This window comes from Methanobrevibacter ruminantium (assembly GCF_016294135.1).
Classification (GTDB): Archaea; Methanobacteriota; Methanobacteria; order Methanobacteriales; family Methanobacteriaceae; genus Methanobrevibacter; species Methanobrevibacter ruminantium_A.
This window is the reverse complement of record NZ_JAEDCO010000014.1, coordinates 18694-38537: the sequence shown is the minus strand read 5'-3', so window position 1 is coordinate 38537 and position 19844 is coordinate 18694. Positions and strand designations below refer to the sequence as shown.

The 19844-nt window shown below is 32.7% G+C and carries 19 protein-coding genes; 7 read left to right on the top strand and 12 right to left on the bottom strand.

Features of this window, described 5'->3' with window-relative positions:
• Positions 1 to 306 precede the first annotated feature (306 nt).
• From VW161_RS04850 to VW161_RS04840, 3 genes are all read right to left on the bottom strand, one after another.
• On the bottom strand, positions 307 to 1359 hold the full coding sequence (locus VW161_RS04850; RefSeq protein ID WP_325192754.1) for an NOG1 family protein: 1053 nt from the start codon (positions 1357 to 1359) through the stop codon (positions 307 to 309).
• A 150-nt stretch (positions 1360 to 1509) separates the two neighbouring features.
• A complete protein-coding gene (locus tag VW161_RS04845) occupies positions 1510 to 2067 on the bottom strand; it encodes a TIGR00296 family protein (RefSeq protein ID WP_304087383.1) in 558 nt (185 codons plus the stop codon).
• Positions 2068 to 2328: 261 nt separating this feature from the next.
• Entirely contained in the window at positions 2329 to 3699 is a 1371-nt protein-coding gene (locus VW161_RS04840; protein WP_304087385.1) for a TldD/PmbA family protein, read from the bottom strand.
• A gap of 194 nt (positions 3700 to 3893) precedes the next feature.
• On the opposite strand from VW161_RS04840, the gene pyrI reads away from it, so the two are divergent.
• Positions 3894 to 4355, top strand: coding sequence for an aspartate carbamoyltransferase regulatory subunit (gene pyrI, locus VW161_RS04835; protein ID WP_304087017.1), 462 nt, complete (start codon positions 3894 to 3896; stop codon positions 4353 to 4355).
• A 120-nt stretch (positions 4356 to 4475) separates the two neighbouring features.
• Entirely contained in the window at positions 4476 to 4904 is a 429-nt protein-coding gene (locus VW161_RS04830) for an EamA family transporter (protein ID WP_304087019.1), read from the top strand.
• A gap of 105 nt (positions 4905 to 5009) precedes the next feature.
• On the opposite strand, the gene VW161_RS04825 is transcribed toward VW161_RS04830, so the two are convergent.
• The 7 genes from VW161_RS04825 to hisA all read right to left on the bottom strand — a co-directional run bounded on the left by VW161_RS04825 (position 5010) and on the right by hisA (position 12043).
• The gene (locus VW161_RS04825; RefSeq protein ID WP_304087021.1) at positions 5010 to 6251 is read right to left on the bottom strand and encodes a GMC family oxidoreductase N-terminal domain-containing protein; all 1242 of its coding nucleotides are present in this window, start codon (positions 6249 to 6251) and stop codon (positions 5010 to 5012) included.
• A 259-nt stretch (positions 6252 to 6510) separates the two neighbouring features.
• Positions 6511 to 7734 (bottom strand): preprotein translocase subunit SecD, encoded by a 1224-nt coding sequence (locus VW161_RS04820; protein WP_304087024.1) that lies wholly within the window; start codon positions 7732 to 7734, stop codon positions 6511 to 6513.
• Between the two features lie 2 nt (positions 7735 to 7736).
• Entirely contained in the window at positions 7737 to 8858 is a 1122-nt protein-coding gene (locus VW161_RS04815) for a protein translocase subunit SecF (RefSeq protein WP_325192753.1), read from the bottom strand.
• Positions 8859 to 9112: 254 nt separating this feature from the next.
• A complete protein-coding gene (locus tag VW161_RS04810; RefSeq protein WP_304087027.1) occupies positions 9113 to 9601 on the bottom strand; it encodes a flavodoxin family protein in 489 nt (162 codons plus the stop codon).
• A 100-nt stretch (positions 9602 to 9701) separates the two neighbouring features.
• Entirely contained in the window at positions 9702 to 10718 is a 1017-nt protein-coding gene (gene argC / locus VW161_RS04805) for an N-acetyl-gamma-glutamyl-phosphate reductase (RefSeq protein ID WP_304087030.1), read from the bottom strand.
• Between the two features lie 68 nt (positions 10719 to 10786).
• Positions 10787 to 11257 carry an adenylyltransferase/cytidyltransferase family protein gene (locus VW161_RS04800; RefSeq protein ID WP_304087032.1) on the bottom strand — a complete coding sequence of 157 codons (471 nt, stop codon included), beginning with the start codon at positions 11255 to 11257 and terminating at the stop codon, positions 10787 to 10789.
• A 45-nt stretch (positions 11258 to 11302) separates the two neighbouring features.
• Positions 11303 to 12043, bottom strand: coding sequence for a 1-(5-phosphoribosyl)-5-[(5-phosphoribosylamino)methylideneamino]imidazole-4-carboxamide isomerase (hisA, locus tag VW161_RS04795; RefSeq protein WP_304087034.1), 741 nt, complete (start codon positions 12041 to 12043; stop codon positions 11303 to 11305).
• 375 nt (positions 12044 to 12418) lie between these two features.
• Here hisA and VW161_RS04790 point away from each other — a divergent pair, with 375 nt between their 5' ends.
• Positions 12419 to 13402 (top strand): ABC transporter ATP-binding protein, encoded by a 984-nt coding sequence (locus VW161_RS04790; RefSeq protein ID WP_304087036.1) that lies wholly within the window; start codon positions 12419 to 12421, stop codon positions 13400 to 13402.
• A gap of 53 nt (positions 13403 to 13455) precedes the next feature.
• The gene (locus VW161_RS04785; RefSeq protein ID WP_325192752.1) at positions 13456 to 14181 is read left to right on the top strand and encodes an ABC transporter permease; all 726 of its coding nucleotides are present in this window, start codon (positions 13456 to 13458) and stop codon (positions 14179 to 14181) included.
• 207 nt (positions 14182 to 14388) lie between these two features.
• Here the strand turns inward: VW161_RS04785 and nudC are convergent, their stop codons facing one another.
• On the bottom strand, positions 14389 to 15291 hold the full coding sequence (gene nudC / locus VW161_RS04780; protein ID WP_304087043.1) for an NAD(+) diphosphatase: 903 nt from the start codon (positions 15289 to 15291) through the stop codon (positions 14389 to 14391).
• A gap of 182 nt (positions 15292 to 15473) precedes the next feature.
• On the opposite strand from nudC, the gene truA reads away from it, so the two are divergent.
• Positions 15474 to 16358: a tRNA pseudouridine(38-40) synthase TruA gene (gene truA, locus VW161_RS04775; RefSeq protein ID WP_304087045.1), complete on the top strand. Its 885-nt coding sequence runs from the start codon at positions 15474 to 15476 to the stop codon at positions 16356 to 16358.
• Positions 16359 to 16390: 32 nt separating this feature from the next.
• Here the strand turns inward: truA and VW161_RS04770 are convergent, their stop codons facing one another.
• Positions 16391 to 17068, bottom strand: coding sequence for a DUF447 domain-containing protein (locus VW161_RS04770; RefSeq protein ID WP_304087048.1), 678 nt, complete (start codon positions 17066 to 17068; stop codon positions 16391 to 16393).
• A 222-nt stretch (positions 17069 to 17290) separates the two neighbouring features.
• Here VW161_RS04770 and wecB point away from each other — a divergent pair, with 222 nt between their 5' ends.
• Positions 17291 to 18622, top strand: a complete 1332-nt coding sequence (wecB, locus tag VW161_RS04765; protein ID WP_304093710.1) for a non-hydrolyzing UDP-N-acetylglucosamine 2-epimerase — start codon at positions 17291 to 17293, stop codon at positions 18620 to 18622.
• A 9-nt stretch (positions 18623 to 18631) separates the two neighbouring features.
• On the top strand, positions 18632 to 19807 hold the full coding sequence (locus VW161_RS04760; RefSeq protein ID WP_304087053.1) for an ATP-grasp domain-containing protein: 1176 nt from the start codon (positions 18632 to 18634) through the stop codon (positions 19805 to 19807).
• Positions 19808 to 19844 lie beyond the last annotated feature (37 nt).

The following is a 19844-nucleotide window of genomic DNA, read 5'->3' as shown; positions in this document are numbered from 1 at the left end:
ATGGATTGTATACTATTTATTAATTTGGCATACAAAATTACTAATTTTTTATGATTTCTCTCAAATTTTTAAGAAATTAAAAAAAATTTAGAATTTTTTAGTATACTTTTTGTTTATAATGTATACTAGTAATTCATCATTTATAAACTTTTCTATTTTAGTAATAAAAAGTTACTAAAAGTTTTGATAAAGATAGTTGTTATGAAAATCAGAAAATCATTCATTGATAAAAAATTAGTTAGAAATAAAAAATTAATAAAAATAGGAAGTAGAATAAAAAATTAAAAAAGAAATATGAAAAATTACTTAAGTCAAATCAAAGTAATTCTCATCATCTTCAAATTCATCTTCCTCTTCAATTCTTTCTCTTTTTTCAACTTTCATAATTAAGTCGATAATCTCGTCAATACCTTCTCCTTCTGCAGCTGAAATGAGCAATGGGTCTTCACATTTGTCAATGTACTGTTGTACATAATTGTGTCTTATTCCATCATACTCAGCAATATCCATCTTATTGAATAAGTAGATGATAGGAGCATCAAATACATTTTGAATCTCTTCTAATAAATTGTATTGGTTTTCAAGAAGGTATCCGCAGGTTTCAGATCCATCAAAAATAAACAATATTGCATCTGCCAAGTGTTCAAGAGCTACCATGGCATTCAATTCAATATCATTCATGTCTCCAATAGGCCTATCCAATAAACCTGGAGTGTCAATGATTTGGTAATGCTGCCATTTTTTCTCAAAGTGTCCGATTTGAATACCTTTTGTTGTAAAGGGATAGTTAGCCACTTGAGGTTCCGCATCTGTTATATGGGTAAGCAATGTTGATTTACCTACATTTGGAAAACCTGCAATTACTATGCTTATTGCATCAAAGTCAACAGTAGGCATGTTTCTTAAGGATTGTTTTGCAAAGTCAAGGAAATCAAGATCCTTTTCAATCTTATGCACAACTGAAGAGATTCTTCCATAAGCCTGTTTCCTAAGGCCAGTCGCCCTTTTAGAAGATGATTTTCTTATTTTAGCACCATATTCCTTTTCGAGCTGTGTAATGATACCATAAGCCCAATTAAGTGCACCTAATGCTTGCTTGAAATCATCTACACCTACAGTGATGTCTATATAATCTTGATAAAATTCAGGTAACTCTTCGATTTCAGGGGTACGGTCCAAGATCATTTTGAGTCTGTCCTTAATGACTTGGCAAGCAGTGATCACTCTTGTCTCTTCAATACGTTTGCCCTTCAAGTGTTTAGGCATCTTTTCTCCTCTTCTTAAATCAGCTGCCTTCTTACCTCTTCTGAAACCTTTATCTAATAATTCATCTGGAGTTGGAATAGTTGGTAACATCATTTTTTATCACCATGTAATCATAATAATTTAATTTTTTGTAATTTTAGTAATTTTTGTAAATATGATTTTTTTAATAATTCTAATAATAAAATATTTAATAATTCTAATAGGTATATTCTATTGTTTAAGTTAATACTTTTATAAAAAGCTTTATTTAAATATTTGCCCTTGGAATTTGTATACTTTTGTATTTTCATCTAACCATGCATCTGGTCTAAGCCCTGCCTTCATGCAAGTGTGGGATAAAAACTCTTCCTTGCCCATATTGTGTTCTGGGGCAACTTGTGGCAAGAGCAAGCCTCTATAGAATCCACGTTCAACAATTAATCCATCTTCTCCAATTATGATGTTGTCCAAATAATCGATTGGCTTATCAACTTCAATGATTTGTGGCTTGGTCAAAACGGTAATCTCATAATCAAGTGAATCCAATTCACTTTCATCAACACTTGGAAAACGTGGATCTCTCATCGCTGCTGAAATTGCTGAATCAATGACTGCATCAATCAATGGGTAAACAGGTTCAGGGTAACCGATGCATCCTCTGAGATTATTGTGCTTATTCAATGTGACAAAAACCCCAAGTTCCTCATGCATATATTCGGGACAATCTGAAGGTGTGTCAATTTTTCTATTTTCCTTGACATATGTTTCAATAGCATCTTTTGCTACACTCAACAAATATTTTCCATCATCTTCACTTAACATATTTTCACCTTCAAATTTTTGAACTAATTTATGGATTATATTTTTCTATTTTTTAGAAAAATTTTTAAAAATATTTTTTCTTATAATGTAATTTTTCTTTAAAATATAATTTTTAAACAACTTCCACATATCTTTTTATCAATTCGTTAACTATTTATCATAAATCGTTTATTTTAATTCTAGCTTCAATTAAATTGATAGTAAATCAATTTGATAAAAAAATTAATTAATTTGATTTTGAATAAACAATAGCTATTTGATTTAGCTACTTCCGCCTACCATTGCATTCAAAATTCTGGTGTGTGGTCCACCATCACCGACTGGTGCAGTTTGCCCACCTTTACCACAGTAACCGACACTAAGCTTGAAATCTGAACCTATTCCATCAACACCTTTAAGTGTCTCAAGAATGTTTCCAGATAATGACACATCACGGAAGTGATTTGCAAGTTCACCATTTTCAATCTTGTATGCTTCAGTTGCATTGAATTGGAAAATTCCTTTACCGGTATCAACTTGTCCACCTCTTGAACCCTTAAGATAGATTCCATCATTGATGTCTTCAATAAGCTCTTCAAAGCTTAAGTCACCTGGTTCAAGGAAAGTGTTACTCATTCTCACGATAGGTTGGTCACTGACTGATGACCTTGCATTTCCAGTAAGGGGAATTCCTAATTTTCCTGCGCTTTCCCTTGATGTGAGGAATGATACTAGCTCTCCATTCTTAACGATTTGATTCTTTCTGGTTTTAACTCCTTCAACGTCATATGGGTAATAGCCGAATCCATCCTTGTAACTTGAATCGTCATAAATGTTTACAATGTCAGTTCCAATTTTCTTGTTCATTTGATCATGCAATATTGAATCGTCTTGAAGGACAAGGTCTGCTTCAACAGCATGTCCCACAGCTTCGTGAATGAATACTCCTGTAAGGTTGTTGTCTGCTACAATTGTAAAGCGTCCTGATGGAGCAGGTTTTGCATCCAATAGTTCGGTTGCTTTCTCTCCAATCTTTCTTCCAAAAGTTTCTATGTCTGCATCATGCAATATCTCAAATCCTTTCACTCCACCTAAACTGCCATGATTGAATTGAATCAGTTCTCCATTTGAAGCAACTGCATTAAGTGCAAGTGCCACTCTTGAGCTGTCTACAAGAATTTCACTTCCTTCACTGCTGACAAAAGCGGTTTGGCTTTCACCGTCTGAATAGCTGACGGTTGTACTCACTACCTTTCCAACATTGCTTGCCTTGTTTGCTTCCTGAATCAATTCCTTCTTATCTTCAATGGTCACATCGCTTACAGATATTTTTCTATCAGTCTTTACCTTATCCTCAACAATTTCACATTCTGCAAGTTCAATGTCTCCAGTGAGTGAGTTTGATATTTTAATTGCCTTTTCACTTATCTCTTCCAATTTGGAGAAATCGTTTGTAGAAGCGAATCCCCATGCTCCATTATTCAATACTCTTATTCTTGCAACAGTGGAAATGCCTGTGTTGATTTCTTGAATTTGATTGTCTTTCATGATTATGCTTGTATTGTTTCCTTTTCCTGCTCTAATGTCTGCATAATCAACCTTATCATCAATTTTAGTTAATATTTTTTTAAATAAGTCTATATGTTCTTCCATTTTAAGACTCCTTTTTGGATTTTTTATTATTTTTATTTTTTTAAAGTTAATTTTTTTAAAGTTTAATTTTTTTTAAAGTTTAATTTTTTATAAAGTTATCATTATTATTTTATTGTTTTTAATAAATATAACTATTCATAAATGTAATTTTATTATAATAAATTATAAATAAAATTTAAAAGATATAATTATTCATGACTAAACATGAACTAAAGGTTAAGCCTATTGAGAATGGTACTGTAATTGACCACATTCCTGCAAATAATGCACTTCAAGTATTGAAAATATTGGGTCTTCCAAAGGAAGGAACAAATGTAACACTTGCTATGAATGTTTCTTCAAAATTAGGATATAAAGATATTGTGAAGTTTGAAAACAGGGAGTTGGACCATACTGAAATAGATAAGATTTCCTTAATAGCTCCTGATGCAACCATTAACATTATACGTGATTATGAAATTGTTGCAAAGGACCAAGTTAGAATGGTAAATGAGTTGAATGGTATTGTAAAATGCACCAATCCTAAATGTATTTCAAATACTGAAGAACCTATTGAAAGCAAGTTTTATCTTGTTGAATCAGATCCAATTACAGTAAGATGTCACTATTGTGAAAGATTGGTTCAAGCAAATGAGATTTATAATCAATTTGAATAATAAATGATTTAATAGTTTTCAATGGTCTTAATTAGTTTTAATGATGATTCTATTAGTTTTTAGTGATGATTTATTTTAATTATTTTGTTCTATTTTTTTTTAATTTAGTTGGTGTTGTATATGTGGGAAATGCTTTGGCCTATATTATTGATTTTATTGTCAAATACAGTTTATAATATTTGTACTAAATCAACACCAGGTAATGTTAATGCCTTTGGGGCATTGATGATAACATATGCTGTAGCAACTATTTTCACTGCCGTTATTTTTGTTTTTCTTGTCAAACCTGAAAATGTTTTTATTGAATTGTCTCATGTAAACTGGACTTCAGTTGTTTTAGGAATGGTTATTGTAGGGTTGGAATTAGGTTATATCTTCGCATATCGTGCAGGCTGGAAAGTAAGTTCTGCATCACTTGTTGCAAATATTGGTTTGGCAATTGTTCTGATATTTGTTGGTGCTGTTCTATATGGTGAGAATATTACATTAAAGCAGGTAATGGGTATTTTAATTTGTTGTGTTGGCTTATTTTTAATTAATATGGGTTAAAAAAGAATAAATCCGTAAATACTATTTTATTTAAAAAATAAAAAAATAAATTGATTTTTATTTTATTTCATTTATTTACTATTTTTATTTATTAATTAAAGAAGTTTAAATGACTTCTTCAATTAAATGATTAGCTAATCTTAAAGCTAATGCTAAAATCAATAAGATTGGAGGTTTTCCAGGAGACATTGGGATTACGCTTGCATCTCCAACATACAAACCGTCTATTTCTGTTTTTAGGTTATTGTCAACCACGTCTCCAATAGCTGCAGTTCCTCCAGGGTGTGCTCCTCTAAAGATTGTTGAAGTCATGGTTGTCGCATCAACCCCTACCTTTTCAAGTATGGAACCTGCTGCAGCACAGCCTTGAGCCAATCTTCGGATGTCATCAATTGTATTGAACTTGAATACGTTTCCATCCTCATCGACGGTACCTACCATATCATCTTCAACTTTAACCATAATGCTTAATATATCCTTATCTTCAACTTCAGGGTTTGATTCCTTGATGTATTTCGCAATAAATGATGAGAAATGAGGTGCAAGAATGTATTCCTTTCCTATTGCAAGCCCATTCATCTGAACTTCACTGTTGAAATTGATATCCTTCAAATATCCTCCAACACTTACAAATGGGTCAAAGAAGAGTTTATTTCCTGCATCGATTCCTGATTTTTGAAGGATTGCTGCACTGTCAACTGCTCCTGCACAAAGGATTACCAAGTCAGAATCAATGGTTTGTGATATGTTGTCCTTAATGTATTCAACACCAGTTATTTTCTTATCCGAGAATATTATTTTTGTGACTTCTGCATCTGTAATGAGTTCTGCACCATTTTTGATTGCTATGTCAACAAAGTCCTTTCCGCTCCATTTAGCATCTCTTGGACAGCCGAATGAACATTTACCACAAGGTTTGCAGTCTTCATCTCTGATGAATTTTGGCATTCTCATTGCTTTAAATCCTAATTCATTTGCACAGTCTATGAATAGTTGTGTTCCCTTGCCGATATGTTTGTCATCCATTTGATGAATTCCAACCAATTCTTCGATTTTGTCATATTCTGCAGATATGTCTATTCCAAGTTCCTTGAATTCATCTTCAAGTAATCTTACACCATTTCCTGCAGCTACGATAGTGGATCCTCCAATACAAGTTGTCTTTAATAAGTCTATGCTGTTTGTATTTTTCAAACGCTTATCGTAGTATTTCATATCATAATACTCAAATGAGTCTTTACTCTTTATGTATGGTCCTCTTTCTATAATTGTTACAGGAATATTTGCTTTTGCAAGCTCCATAGCTATTAATGAACCTCCTGCACCTGTACCTATGACTATAACCATTTTTTATCTCCGTTGTTTTTTTATTAAATATATTTGTTTTATTATTTAATTAATTATTCATTAAATTTTAAAACTAGTTTAATCCCTTCATATAATTATTTATTTTTATATTATAAATACTTAACAATTGTTATATTTTTATAAATGATTTTTTATGAAACTTTTAAAAATAGCATATAAAATAATAGAAAAATAGAAAAAAAGAAAGAATAATTAAAATTATTCTTTTTAATAATTGTTTTTTATTTTTAAATCTTGATTAAGATACAAAGATTTCAATGAATTTAGCATAAGCTGGTCTTGTGATGAATACACCAATTAAAACCCCTATGATTGTAGTGAATGCGAAACCTGCGATGGTACCGATACCACTGCTTCCTCTTGCAAATCCAACATATGCAAGTGGTAACATTGCAGCTATTAAGGTTCCTGCAGACGCGAAAATAATGAATAATGCATTTTTAACATTCATTTGGGTTCTGGTTCTTCTGTGTCTTGTGTTTTCATCATCGTGGTGCAATACCTCATCTGTAATGATGATCTGGTCGTCTACCCCAGTACCTACAGATGCGATTAAACCAGCGATTGCTGCAAGGTCGATATTCCAATGAATAATGGAAGCGACACCTAAGATAATTATAATCTCAGAAATTGTTGTGATTAAGATTGGAACTGCCAAGAATGCTCTTCTGTATCTGATGTATACAACCAATGCAATACCGAGTATGGATAATAATCCTGCAATTAAAGCACCTTGTGCAAATTGCTGACCTAATTCAGGTGAAACTGTATTTGAACCGATAGTATGGATTTTTACAGGAAGTGATCCTGTTTTTAAAACAGTGAATACTGTGTTGGATTCCTCTTTTGCAGTTTCAACATCTGCTGCACTACCTGTTACTTCAACTTCAGCTACAGGTTCTCCACCAGCCAATTCTCCGGAAAGTTGTGGAGGATGCTCATCAATTTGCTTTCCATCAAGATACATCACTACTTCATGGCCACCTTTTCCTTTAGCAAGTTCTGCAAAGTTCTTAGCTCCCTCTGTTGTCAAGGTAAATGGCACATGCCATTCTCCACTATCTCCAACAATTGGTGCCTCAACTGAAGCCACATCACTACCTGTAAGGACGGTTACATTATCTATTTTAGCTTCAAAGATACCTGGATTTCCAATCAGCCGCTCCACCTCTTCTGGTGTCTTTCCAGCCATTTCAACTATAACCATTTGGTCTCCGCTTGACCTTACCTTTACATCACTTACACCATAAAGGTTAAGCCTTTTGTCTAAAACAGAGGTTACAACTTTCATTGTACTCTCATTCACTGGATGTTCCAATTGCAATTGGATTGAAGAACCACCTTTCAAGTCAAGACCTTGTTCCACGCCTAAAAAAGCAATGCTTCCAATACTAATCAATAGGAATATTAAGAGGATAATTACTTGTCTATCTTTAAAGAATTTAGATAAATCGCTTGCCATAATTATTTCCCTCCTTTTCCTTTTTTCTTTTTAGCTTTACGTTTATTGCCTTTAGTCTTTTGTTTTTTATTGGACTTCTTGTTTGAGGATTTTCCTGAAGATTCTTCCATATTGTCTATTTTTTCCAATTCCTCTTGGATTTTATTCATTACTTCATCATCTTCAACTTCAGTTTTCCTCTTAAGCTTATCCTTAAGACTTGATTTTTTTTCTGAAGTTTCTTCTTTAGATTTAGAAGATTTATTCTTGCTTGAAGAGGAACCTACATTATATTTTTCTTGCTTTTTGGATTGTCTCCAATCGATGTAAGTCTTAAGAATTCCTAAGTTCATTAACCAAGTGGAAAGAATATCTCCAATCAATCCGATTACTAAAACTGCAGAAATATTGCTTAATGTAGTTGCTTCAGGCATGAGTATCTTGGTTACCACGAATAGGATTCCCATTGCAGCTATTGCAGCAATGGACATGGTTAAACCGGTATACATAGCATTTTTAGCACGTTCTTCCACAGTTCCTTCTCTTCTTTTCAAAAGTCTGGTTGTAAGAAGAATATCTGTATCTACGCTGTACCCAATAAGCATTAATAATGCACCTACAGATGCAATTGACAATGGAATCTTGAATATTGACATTCCTCCAAGAGCAATTAGTATATCGCACAAGGCTGCGAGGATAATTGCAACAGATGGTACAGGTTCTCTAAATACAACAAACACTGTAATTGCCATAAACAGGAATGCAAAAATCATAGCAACATAAATTTGCCCCATTGCCTCTTCACTTAAGACAGGACCAATTTCATTATAGCTGATTACCTTTGCCTTTCCATTTATGGCACTTGTAAATGTACTTGAATTGATATTGTTTTCCAATTCCACAGTAACCTTATTGTTTCCATTATTTGTAACTTTTATATTGTTGGTGTTCAATTTGGCATCAAGTGTGTCTTCCAATTCACTTGGAGTTACAGAACCTAATAGTTGTAACTCTGCTTGTGAACCTCCTTTTAAGTCAACACCTTGTTCTAAGCCGTTAAAACCTATAAGAACTAATGATAAAAGTGCAAGAATAATAGGAATCGCAATTAAGATCTTGTGGTTTTCCATCATTTTCTCTAACATTTTTCTTTTGCACCTATTAAACTTAATTTCTTAATATGTGATAATTATATAAAAATTATAATTAATTATTATATTAAAATTATACATTAATAATTTTCTAGTTTATATTATTAAATAGTTTGCTTAATTAACATTCCAATATTTGATTTGAATTGGAAAATTGATATTAAATTGTTAAAAAGAGCATAATTGTAAAAAAAAGTTTAAACCAGTATAAAAATTTAGAATAAGTGAAAAAAGTAAAAAATATAGATTTAGTACAATGCTAAATCTAAAGTCACAAATAGGCTGTCAGTATCTCTTTGGAGTTGAGCAAGACTTTTATCTTTAGTCTTTACGCTGAATTGCTGAACTACCCTTGCACCTCTTGCCTTGACTTTCATTTCCATTTTCTCTAAAGCGGATTCTCCATCGGAAGTGCTTGTTGTGGTAAACAATACGATGTCTTTTCCACGTAAGTCGCATCTGTCAATCAATGTAATTATTGCAGGAGTAGGATTGTTTGCCCAAGTAGGTGTGCCTATGTAAATTGTATCGTATTCTTCAAGATCAAGAGCAGGTGGATAGATTTCTGTTTTGCTTTCTCTGAATGCATCAATGGTTGAACTGAATCTATTCATTATGCCGTCACGCTTTTTCATATCCTTGATTTGACAGATATCACACCTTAAATTGACTGCAAGTGTTTCCGCAACTACTTTTGTTTTTCCCCCATCGGAATAGTATAAAATTATTCTTTCCATAGTTTTTCCTCTTGAACTATTTTTTAAAAATAATCTATTTAAATATTTGCATGATTGTCAAATATTCAAATTCAGACTATTTTCAAGTTTTTATAAATTATTATGGGTGCATTCCAAAGAAGCCCAAACCGGTTTTTTCATCAAATCCACACATGATGTTCATGTTGTGAACAGCTTGGCCAGATGCTCCTTTCACTAAGTTGTCAATAGCTGAAATGATAACCAATCTGCCAGTTTCATCCATTTCAAAGCAACCGATTTGAGCATAGTTGGATCCTCTTACACTGCTTAAGCGTGGAATTTCTCCATCTTCCAAGATTTGGATGAATGGCTCTCCTTTATAGGTTTCCTTATAGATGTCCAATACTTCTTCACTAGTTATATCTGCACCATCAACTAGGAAACAATGGTTAGTGGTAAGTATTCCTCTGATTACTGGCACCAAATGAGGGGTGAATGATACTTTGACATCTGAAAATGCACCAAGTTCCTGTTGAATCTCAGGCATATGTCTATGTTGGGTTACCTTATAAGGATTTACATTATCTCCAATGTTTGGATAATGGGTTGTTGCAGCAGGATTTACTCCAGCACCGCTTACTCCAGTTTTGGAATCGAAAATCATTCTATCTGCAAGTTTTGCTTTTGACAATGGATATCCTGATAGGATAGCACCAGTTACAAAACATCCAGGGTTAGCAAGCAAAGTTGCTTTTTTGATTTCTTCTCTGTGAATTTCAGGAAGTCCAAAGACTCCTTTTAAGTCAGAGGTATGTTCAATTCCATACCATTTTTCATAAACGTCAATGTCATTGAATCTGTAATCTCCACTTAAGTCAATCACTTTTGCACCGGTATCAAGTAAATCCGGTACGATTTTCATTGAAGCTCCATGTGGAGTTGCTGTAAATATGATGTCTGCATCCAATTCGCTTGGCTTTTTGTTTCTAAATACTAAATCAGTTCCTCTAATATGTGGGTGAACCTTGTGCACTGGAGTTCCTTCAAACTGTCTTGAGGTTATATCCACTATTTCAACTTCTGGATGAGCAGAAAGAAGTCTGATTAATTCTCCTCCAGTATATCCGCTTCCACCTACAATTGCTACACTTACCATTTTTACACCTTTCGTATTGTTAATTTTTATGTTATTATAATTCTTAATCTATTTTCTTTTCATTGAATCTAATCATCATTGATTACGTTGCTGCAGTCTAAATTTTTCTCTTCCAATTCAGAGTGCTTTATTCTATTGATTATCTTACAGGTACTATCGAGTTCTCCTTTCCTGTAATCTTTAACCCTTTTTGCTACAGCTTTGATTCCTCTTTTATCCAGTTGTTCCTGAAGCTTTACAATGTCATGATTTTGGTCTGAACCGATAGCTATTATGTCTGGTTTGATCTCCTCTACAATCTTGAACATGTCCCCATCATAACCAATGTAAGCTTCATCAACGGGCTTGAGATATTTAATCATTTCTAATCTTTGATTCTCATCAATAACAGGAATTCTCTTTTTCTTCTTAACAGTTGAATCTCTTGCTATTACAACTACAAGGACTGCATCTTCTCCACCTAATTCCTTTGCTTTTTCAAGATACAATCCATGTCCCGGATGCAATAAGTCAAATGCTCCTGTTGCCATTACTTTCATGTTTTCTCTCCATTTATGAAATAATAATATTAATAAAGTTTTTTTTTATTTTATATCTTGGTATTTTAAAGCGTCTGCAAGATTAATTTTGTCTTTGTATAATGCTGAACCGATAACAACTCCCTTTGCACCAGTTGTTTGGAGCTGCTTTAAGTCATCCAAGCTTGTTACTCCTCCAGAGTATACAACTGGGATGTCTACAGAGGTTACAAGGTCTATGACTGGATCTACATAGAAACCTCCAAGCAATCCTTCCACATCAACATTTGTAAACAATATGCTTCCTGCACCAAGATCTTGGAATTCTTTGCTTATTTCAGTTGCAGACTTGTCTATCTTTTCCTGCCAACCTTTTATGACAACCTTATTGTCTTTGCTGTCAAGGGAGATCATCACCCTTTCACGGCCATATTCATCAGATAGTTTAGTTATTGTTTCTGGGTTCTTGATTCCCATGGTTCCAATAATCAATCTATCAATATCAAGGTTTAGCAATTCTTCTGCATATTCAATGCTTCTTATGCCTCCGCCAAGTTGAATGGGAACGCTTACTTCATCAAGTACCTTTTTAATGGTTTCTATGTTTGTTGTGCTTTCAAGTGCACCGTCAAGGTCAATAACATGAACCACTTCAGCACCTAAATCTTCCCATTTTCCAGCAACCTTTTCAGGATTTTCTATAATTACCTGTTCGGTTCCTGGTTCTCCTTGCACTAACTGTACGCATTTTCCATTCTTAATGTCTACAGCAGGCATAATTAGCATTTTATTATCTTGAAATGACATTTTGATTCCTTTTTAAATCTTTGAATTTATAATTTGTATTTTAACAATTATAATATTAAATATATTCACTTTATACTATTAATTTATTTCTTATTTTATACTTTTTTCATAAAAGTTTAGTTCTTCTTTTTCAATAATGCCATTAAGTTTTGTCTGATTTTAGCAAAACATTTATATATGATGTAAAATAATTATTACATATGTAATGTATTTTTTACAAAAGTAAATAATTTTTAACAAAAGTAAAAAATTAATTACATATTTTTCTAATTTCCTCCTTTGATTATTTTGTGCACATAATATTCAAATAAATTAAGAAAAAAAGGATTATTTTCAATTTTAGAAAAGTTGAAAAATTTTATTATCAAAGGTGATATGGTGACTGATTATGTTATTGAAACAACTAACTTATCCAAAAGGTATTCAAAAAACTTAGTTGTGAATTCTATAGATATGCATGTGGAAAAGGGAAAGATCTATGGTCTTTTAGGTAAAAATGGGGCAGGAAAAACCACTACAATGTGTATGCTTTTAAACCTTGTGTATCCAAGTGGAGGGGAGATTCTTCTCTTTGGAAAAGATCCTAAAAGATATTCAAATGAAGTTTATTCTAACATAGGTTCAATTATAGAGACTCCTGGATTCTATGAGAACCTGACTGCTTATGAAAATTTAGAGATAATTGCTCGGCTTCGAGGAAACTATAATCCTCTAAATGTTAAGATGGTTTTGGAGATGGTTAATTTGGACCATGAAAAGACCAAGCAATTCAAGGATTTTTCATTAGGAATGAAACAGCGCTTAGGAATAGCTGCTGCCATTATGCATAATCCTGAGTTATTGATTCTTGATGAACCTATAAATGGTCTTGATCCATTTGGAATTAAGGAAATCAGAGATTTGCTGAAAAAGCTCTCCTGTGAGTATGGTGTGACAATCCTGATTTCAAGCCATATCCTAAGTGAAATAGAAAACATTGCTGATGTAATAGGGTTTATGGACAATGGTGTCTTAATAGATGAGATAAGTAGAGAAGAGCTTCACAATAGATTAAACAAATTCGTCGAATTTGAAGTTTCAGACATTGATTTGGCAATTGAACTCATGAATAAAACAGGAATGGCGGAAAATGTAGATTACTGCTTTAGAAGGGATTTAGGCGAATATATTGATGATTTGGATTCTAATAAGAACAGTGAAAAAATGGGGATTGGCGGAACCATTCATTTGCTTTCCAATTTGGATTTAAGGGATGAGTTCAATAGCTTGTTTGTAAGTTCTGGAATCAAAGTCCGAAAAGTGAATTTGTGTGAAGAGAATTTGGAAGAGTTCTTTACAAGAATAATTTCCAATACTTAAAAAGAATTTTATCTTTATTATACTTTAATTTATTATTTTTATATGGTGATTAGATGCTAACTTTTATAAAAATGGAATTTCTAAAGCTAAAAAGATCAAAGATATTCTTATTGAGCATACTTATGGCTGCTTTGCCTTCAATTTTAATGTTTATTGCAACATTTGCATTTGATGAAACACAAAGCTTTGATGCATTGTTTTCCACTGTGAATATGTATATGTCTGCATTATTTGCAATTCTTTTGTTTTCAATAATCATTTCCTACCTTTTTGGAAGGGAATACAATGAACATACCTTAAAGACAATGCTGACCATTCCAATATCAAGGGGAAAATTCTTGGTTTCAAAATATGTCATGTTCTTAATTTGGATTTTAATCTTAACCGTAGTTACAAGCCTATCCACTCTTGCATTTGGTTTTGCAGCAGGACTTACCGGATTTACATTGCAGCTATTCATAAATAGCTTTGCTGAATTGCTGTTTGCAAATATCCTATTGTTCTTGACATTTTCCCCATTTGTATTCATTTCATTGTTCATTACAAATATGGTTCCTGCAATGGTTGGTGGTGCAACTTTGACTTTAGTTAATCTATTGGTTCATGGACAAACCTGGGCTCCATATGTCCCTTGGGTATGCCCTTACTTGATTTCATCTGGCGAGATAGCTGATTATGGTGTAAGTCTGATGGTTCCTTATGGCGTAATTTTAGCTACTTTCATAATCGGATTGGCTGTTTCATATGTCTACTTTACAAAAAAAGATGTTCCTCTTTAAATTAAATTTTATTAAATTGAATATATTAAATTAAATTGTTTAAATAAATTAAACGCCTCATTTGACTAAAAAAGATGTTATTTTCTCAACCTCTTTTATTTTCAAAACATCTTTTTTAGTTTTCTTTTCTTAAAATTTTTATTTAAAATAAGTAAATTTTAGATTTCATGAAATTACATGAAATCAAAGATCAATAAAAATAGTTTTTTAGTAATTTTCCTTGAAATTCTTCAGTAATCTGGCAAATATGGAAATATCTGAAGGCGGTTGTTCAATTTCCTCTTTTTTAAACCATTTCGCTTTGGTGATTTCATTCTCATCCACCTTGATTTCTCCAGACTTGTATTTGCATATGCATCCAATCATCAATGAGTTTGGAAATGGCCAGGATTGGCTTCCGAAGTATTGGACATCCTCAACTTCAATTCCAACTTCTTCCATAACCTCTCTTTTGACAGCTTCCTCAACGCTTTCTCCAGCTTCCAAGAATCCTGCAATCAAAGCATATCTTGGATATTCATGGTATGAGTGTCTTGCCATCAAAATCTTTTTGGTTGGATTTCCATTCTCATCAAGATCTTCCTCATCTTCCTTGATGATTGTGGTAATTATTGCAGGGCAAATTCTTGTAAAGCTTGTAAATCCACATTCCGGACATACTTTAGCCATTTCTATATCAGATGTAATGGTTTTTGCACCGCATCTTCCACAAAATTGGTGGTTGTTTTCCCAATCTATAATTTGAATTGCCCTTCCACCAAGATAATAGGTTTCTTCATTAATGTCAAAGACTTCATAAAGATTGATGAATTTCAAATTGATCTCTTCATTCTCTTCCTTGAATCCCTCAATGTCAAAGTCTTCAGTAAGTTCAACTGCATAAGCGTCCTTAAGGTAAAATTCTCCAAAGTAAATGCAATTTTTAACATCTGTTTCATTGATGTTAAGTTCATTTAAGTCCTTGAGCAATGGAAGTTGATTATCTATCAATAGAAGATCCCTATCACTGAATATGAAATAAAACTTTTTATCAGTATCTTTAGCTTTAAGACCTATTTTATAATTATCATATAAGCTTAATGATTCCTTTGTATCGTGTTGTGTGTTCATATTTTATAATATGTTATTTTAGTTTATATTTTTAATTATTGAGTCTCGATTTTTTTTAACAAATAGCTAAATATTTATATTTTTAATAAAAAAATTAATAGTACAAATTATATTAGGAATTAAATTATTATCAAATTAAACAATTTAATCAAATTAATCAAATTATTATTTTTGTGATTGTTATGAAAAGAACTGCCTTAAAGATTGCTTACATTGGAACTCACTTTCATGGATTTCAAAGACAGCCTGATGTAAGAACCGTTGAAGAGGAATTGATTTATCATCTTAGAAAATTAGGATACATTGATGATTTAAAAGCTTCAAGGTTCAGGATAGCTGGAAGAACCGATGCAGGAGTTCATAGCCTTGGAAATGTAATAAGCTTTCAAAGCGATAAGGAAGTTCGTGTCAATCAGATAAACAATAGCTTGCCTGATGACATTCAGATAATTGCTTGGGCACCGGTTAGATTCGGATTCAAGCCAAGATATGCCCAAATGCGCTGGTATCGTTACATCCTATTTGAAGAGGATTTGGATATTGATCTTTTAAGGCAGACTGCAGAGGTCTTTAAGGGAACTCACAACTTCACTAATTTTACAAAAAGAAGGCAGAAGACAACTGAAAGAACAATTGAAGATATCAAAATATCCAGACCAACAATTGATGAAGCTGATAAGAATAAGAACAATAATTTTGCTCATTTAAACAAGACTTACAGTCCTATTTTTGTAGACATTTATGGTGAAAGCTTCTTATGGAATATGGTTCGTAAGATGATGAGAGTTTTCCTTGATGTAAACTATGGAAAAATGACTCTTGATGATGTAAGAAAATTGCTTGATCCTGAAGAAGGAGAACCTAGAGCATACATTAAGGTTGTAGAGCCTGAAAACCTAATTTTAATGGACATTGAATATGATGGAATAAGATTCAGATATGATGATTATGCTTGCGAGAGATTCAGAAGATATCTGGTAGATAATCTCTTTGATTTGCAAAAGACTTATTCAGTTACTGAATCAATGCTAAACAGTTTTGAAAGTTTAACTGATAGTGAAAAATAGGTTTTTATTTATTATTTTTTTAACCCTTTTTATTATTCCAAATTATCATGATCTTCTTTCATTTTGTCTAAAATAAGCTTCATTGACTTTTTCTCAGATTCATTTCCCACCTTTTGGCAAACCCTATTCAGCTCTTTCATATGGGTCCAGATTTCCTTTTGAATGTCTTTGTATTTGTGGTCGAATCTGCAGTAATAGACAAGACTTTCTATAACTGCATTCATAGCTCTGTTTAGAGGAACAATCTCATTATTATCGCTAATGTAAATCTCTTCAACTTCACAGGTAACTACATTTCCAATTCCATCATTGTAGTCATTTTCCCTTTTCTTTTCTATTGCCTTTACAACATGGGCCTTAAAGAATTCTAATGAATCCTTTATCATTGGAAATTCATTGAATTCTCCAAAATACTCTTCATCAAGTTCTCCAAGAGTTGAATATGTAAAAATAAGAGGGTCTTTTGTAATGTTTACAATCAATTCCCCAGTTTCCATGATGTTCAATTGGGTATGAACGCAATTATCCAAATGAATGACAACATGATTTGAATCCTTGCAGATAACTCCAATCGGAGCAGCATTTTTGACATGCTCATTGCTTTCTGTGGTGACAATGGTTTCATATAGCTGTCCCTTAAACATGTTTAATGATTCTAGATTGTCTACCTTTTTATAGTGTTTATTGTTTATGATTAGTTCTTTGTTCATATTTGCCCTCAATATTTATCTAAATATTTTAATTATATATTTTTTATTTTTTAAATTTTCATTTTCCATCTTTATTTTCATTTTTCATTTTTTTAAGATTAATTAATATTAATTAATTAAACTATATATTATTTGAAGAACATATTTTTATATAATATAAATTATTAGAAAATTTATCAATTCATAACTGAAATTATCAACTAACTTATAGGATGTTTAAAAATGAAAATAACTATTGTACTTGGAACAAGGCCGGAAATAATCAAAATGGCTTCTGTTATGGATGAGATTGAAAAGAGAGGCCATGAATTGCTTTTGATTCACACTGGTCAGCACTATGACAAGGAAATGTCTGAAAACTTCTTCATTGACTTGAAATTGCCTACACCTAACTATAACATTCATGTTGGATCAGGTTCCCATGGAAAGCAGACAGGCAAAATGATGGAAGGTATTGAAGAGGTTCTCCTAGATGAAAAACCGGATATCCTGCTTGTACAGGGAGATACAAATGCAGTGCTTGCAGGTGCACTTGTTGCAAGCAAATTGCACATTCCAGTAGGTCATGTGGAAGCGGGGCTTCGTTCTTTTGATGAGACTATGCCTGAAGAAATCAACAGGCTTGCTGCAGACATATGTTCCAAACTATACTTTGTTCCAACTGAAGAGTCTGCAATTAACCTTGCTATGGAAGGAATTTCAAGAAAAAGAATATTCATCACAGGAAACACTGTTGTGGATGCATGCTTCAGAAACCTTGAAATATCCAAGAATAGGGAAAAAGATGAATACGATGAAGGTCTTGCCGAGCTTGACATTGATAATATGGAAAACATCCTTACCTTAACAATGCACAGAGCTGAAACAGTTGATGATAAAGAAAGATTAACCAATATCATAGAAGCTTTGGAGGAACTTGATGACATGAACATCATCTTCCCAATTCATCCAAGAACCAAGAAGACAATGGAGAACTTCGGCTTGTTTGATAGATTAAATGAGCTCAAGCATGTTCATATCATAAAACCAGTCGGTTATCTTGACTTCCTTCTTCTCATTTCAAAATCCACAATTATCCTAACAGATTCTGGAGGACTTCAAGAGGAAGCGATCACTCTTGATGTACCTGCACTTACCTTAAGGTACAATACTGAAAGGCCTGAAACCGTAACTGCAGGTGGAAACATCCTTGTAGGTTCCGATAAGGAAGTCATACTTGAAAATGCAAGAAGAATTTTGGATGATGAAGAGTTTGCAAATAAGATGAAATCCGCTAAAAACCCATATGGAATGGGAAATGCAGCAGAGCTAATGATTAAAATCATAGAAGATGCAGATAAAAATGATAACTTAAAAATGGAAGCTCCTGATGAAGTGATGTCAAGCTTTACAAGAAAGATGAAAGTCATTGATGAGGCTATAAGTGTGAATGAGTTTGAGAAAAACAACAATTCATTGATTAAGATTGCTTTTGACGGTGAAGAAATTAAATTCCCTTATGATGATTTGAATTTAAATGGATTAACAATTATCTATGAGGATTATGCTAATTAAGGTGGCAATATGCTTGATTTAAAAGATGTGAATGATGATTCAATATTGGTGTTTGAATACTTTACTGCTTCTGGCGTAGAAGATTTATCAATAGTTTCAGAAGCTGTAGAGTTGATAAGATCACTTGTAACTGATTTGAAGGATGAGGACATTTTTGTTTTGCTTGCAAAACAGTTTGAAGACATCTTTGATGACTTTGACTTTGATATAAAAACTGTAGTTATTGAAGAAGCTCTTGAGGATTGGATTGAAAGGGAAGCTTATGTATTTGATAGGGCCATGTTCATTGCAGCTGAAAATGACAATAATCTATACAATTTAACTAAATTGCTTGAATCCAAGGATATAAAGGTTTACGGCAGTGACCATTTTGCAGTGAGCCTTGCATCTGACAAATACGAAACCTTTGATTATTTGGCAAACAGAATACCTCAGCCAATGACTTACAATATTCTCTTGAATAAGAAGACCTATTGGAAAAGAGCTATTCAAATATTCTTTGACACTATAAATGGTGATTATGGTGATGGCAGCAATGATAATGCGGTTCCTATCATGCAAAAGCCTAAAGACATTCCGGTATTGAATAATTCTGATAAGGATATCGTTAAAGAGAATAAGCTCATTGCAAAGCCACGTTTTGGTGTGGACTGTGATGACATTAAGATAATTGCTTCAAAAAAGGATATTGATGAATTGGAGGAAATATATGGTGACGGTTCCAGATTCATCGTTCAGCCATACATTGAAGGGGACGTTTGCAGTGTTTGTTTAATCAGTGACGGCAAAAATGTTCTTCCTATAAGCTTGAATAAGCAAATAGTTGAAATTGATGAAAATGGCGGAGAATATCTTGGAGGATATGTTCCATATGATCATCCTTTGAAGGAAAAAGTCTTTAACCATGCAAAAATTGCATGTGAATATGTTCCCGGACTAAAAGGTTTTGTGGGAATTGATTTCATTATTGAAGATGATTACATTTATCTTTTGGAGATTAACTCAAGGTTCACCACTTCATATGTGGGACTTCAAAAAATAATCAATATCAACATAGCTAAAACAATCATTGATTTGATTGATAAAAGGGTAAGTGTTGATGATATTGGTGAAATAACTTATAGTTCAAAAGCAAGTTTCTATAAGAATGATGAAGGAATTTTAGAAATAAGAATAGAAAATTAAGAATAGAAAATTAAGCATAGGAAAATAAAAATGAGAT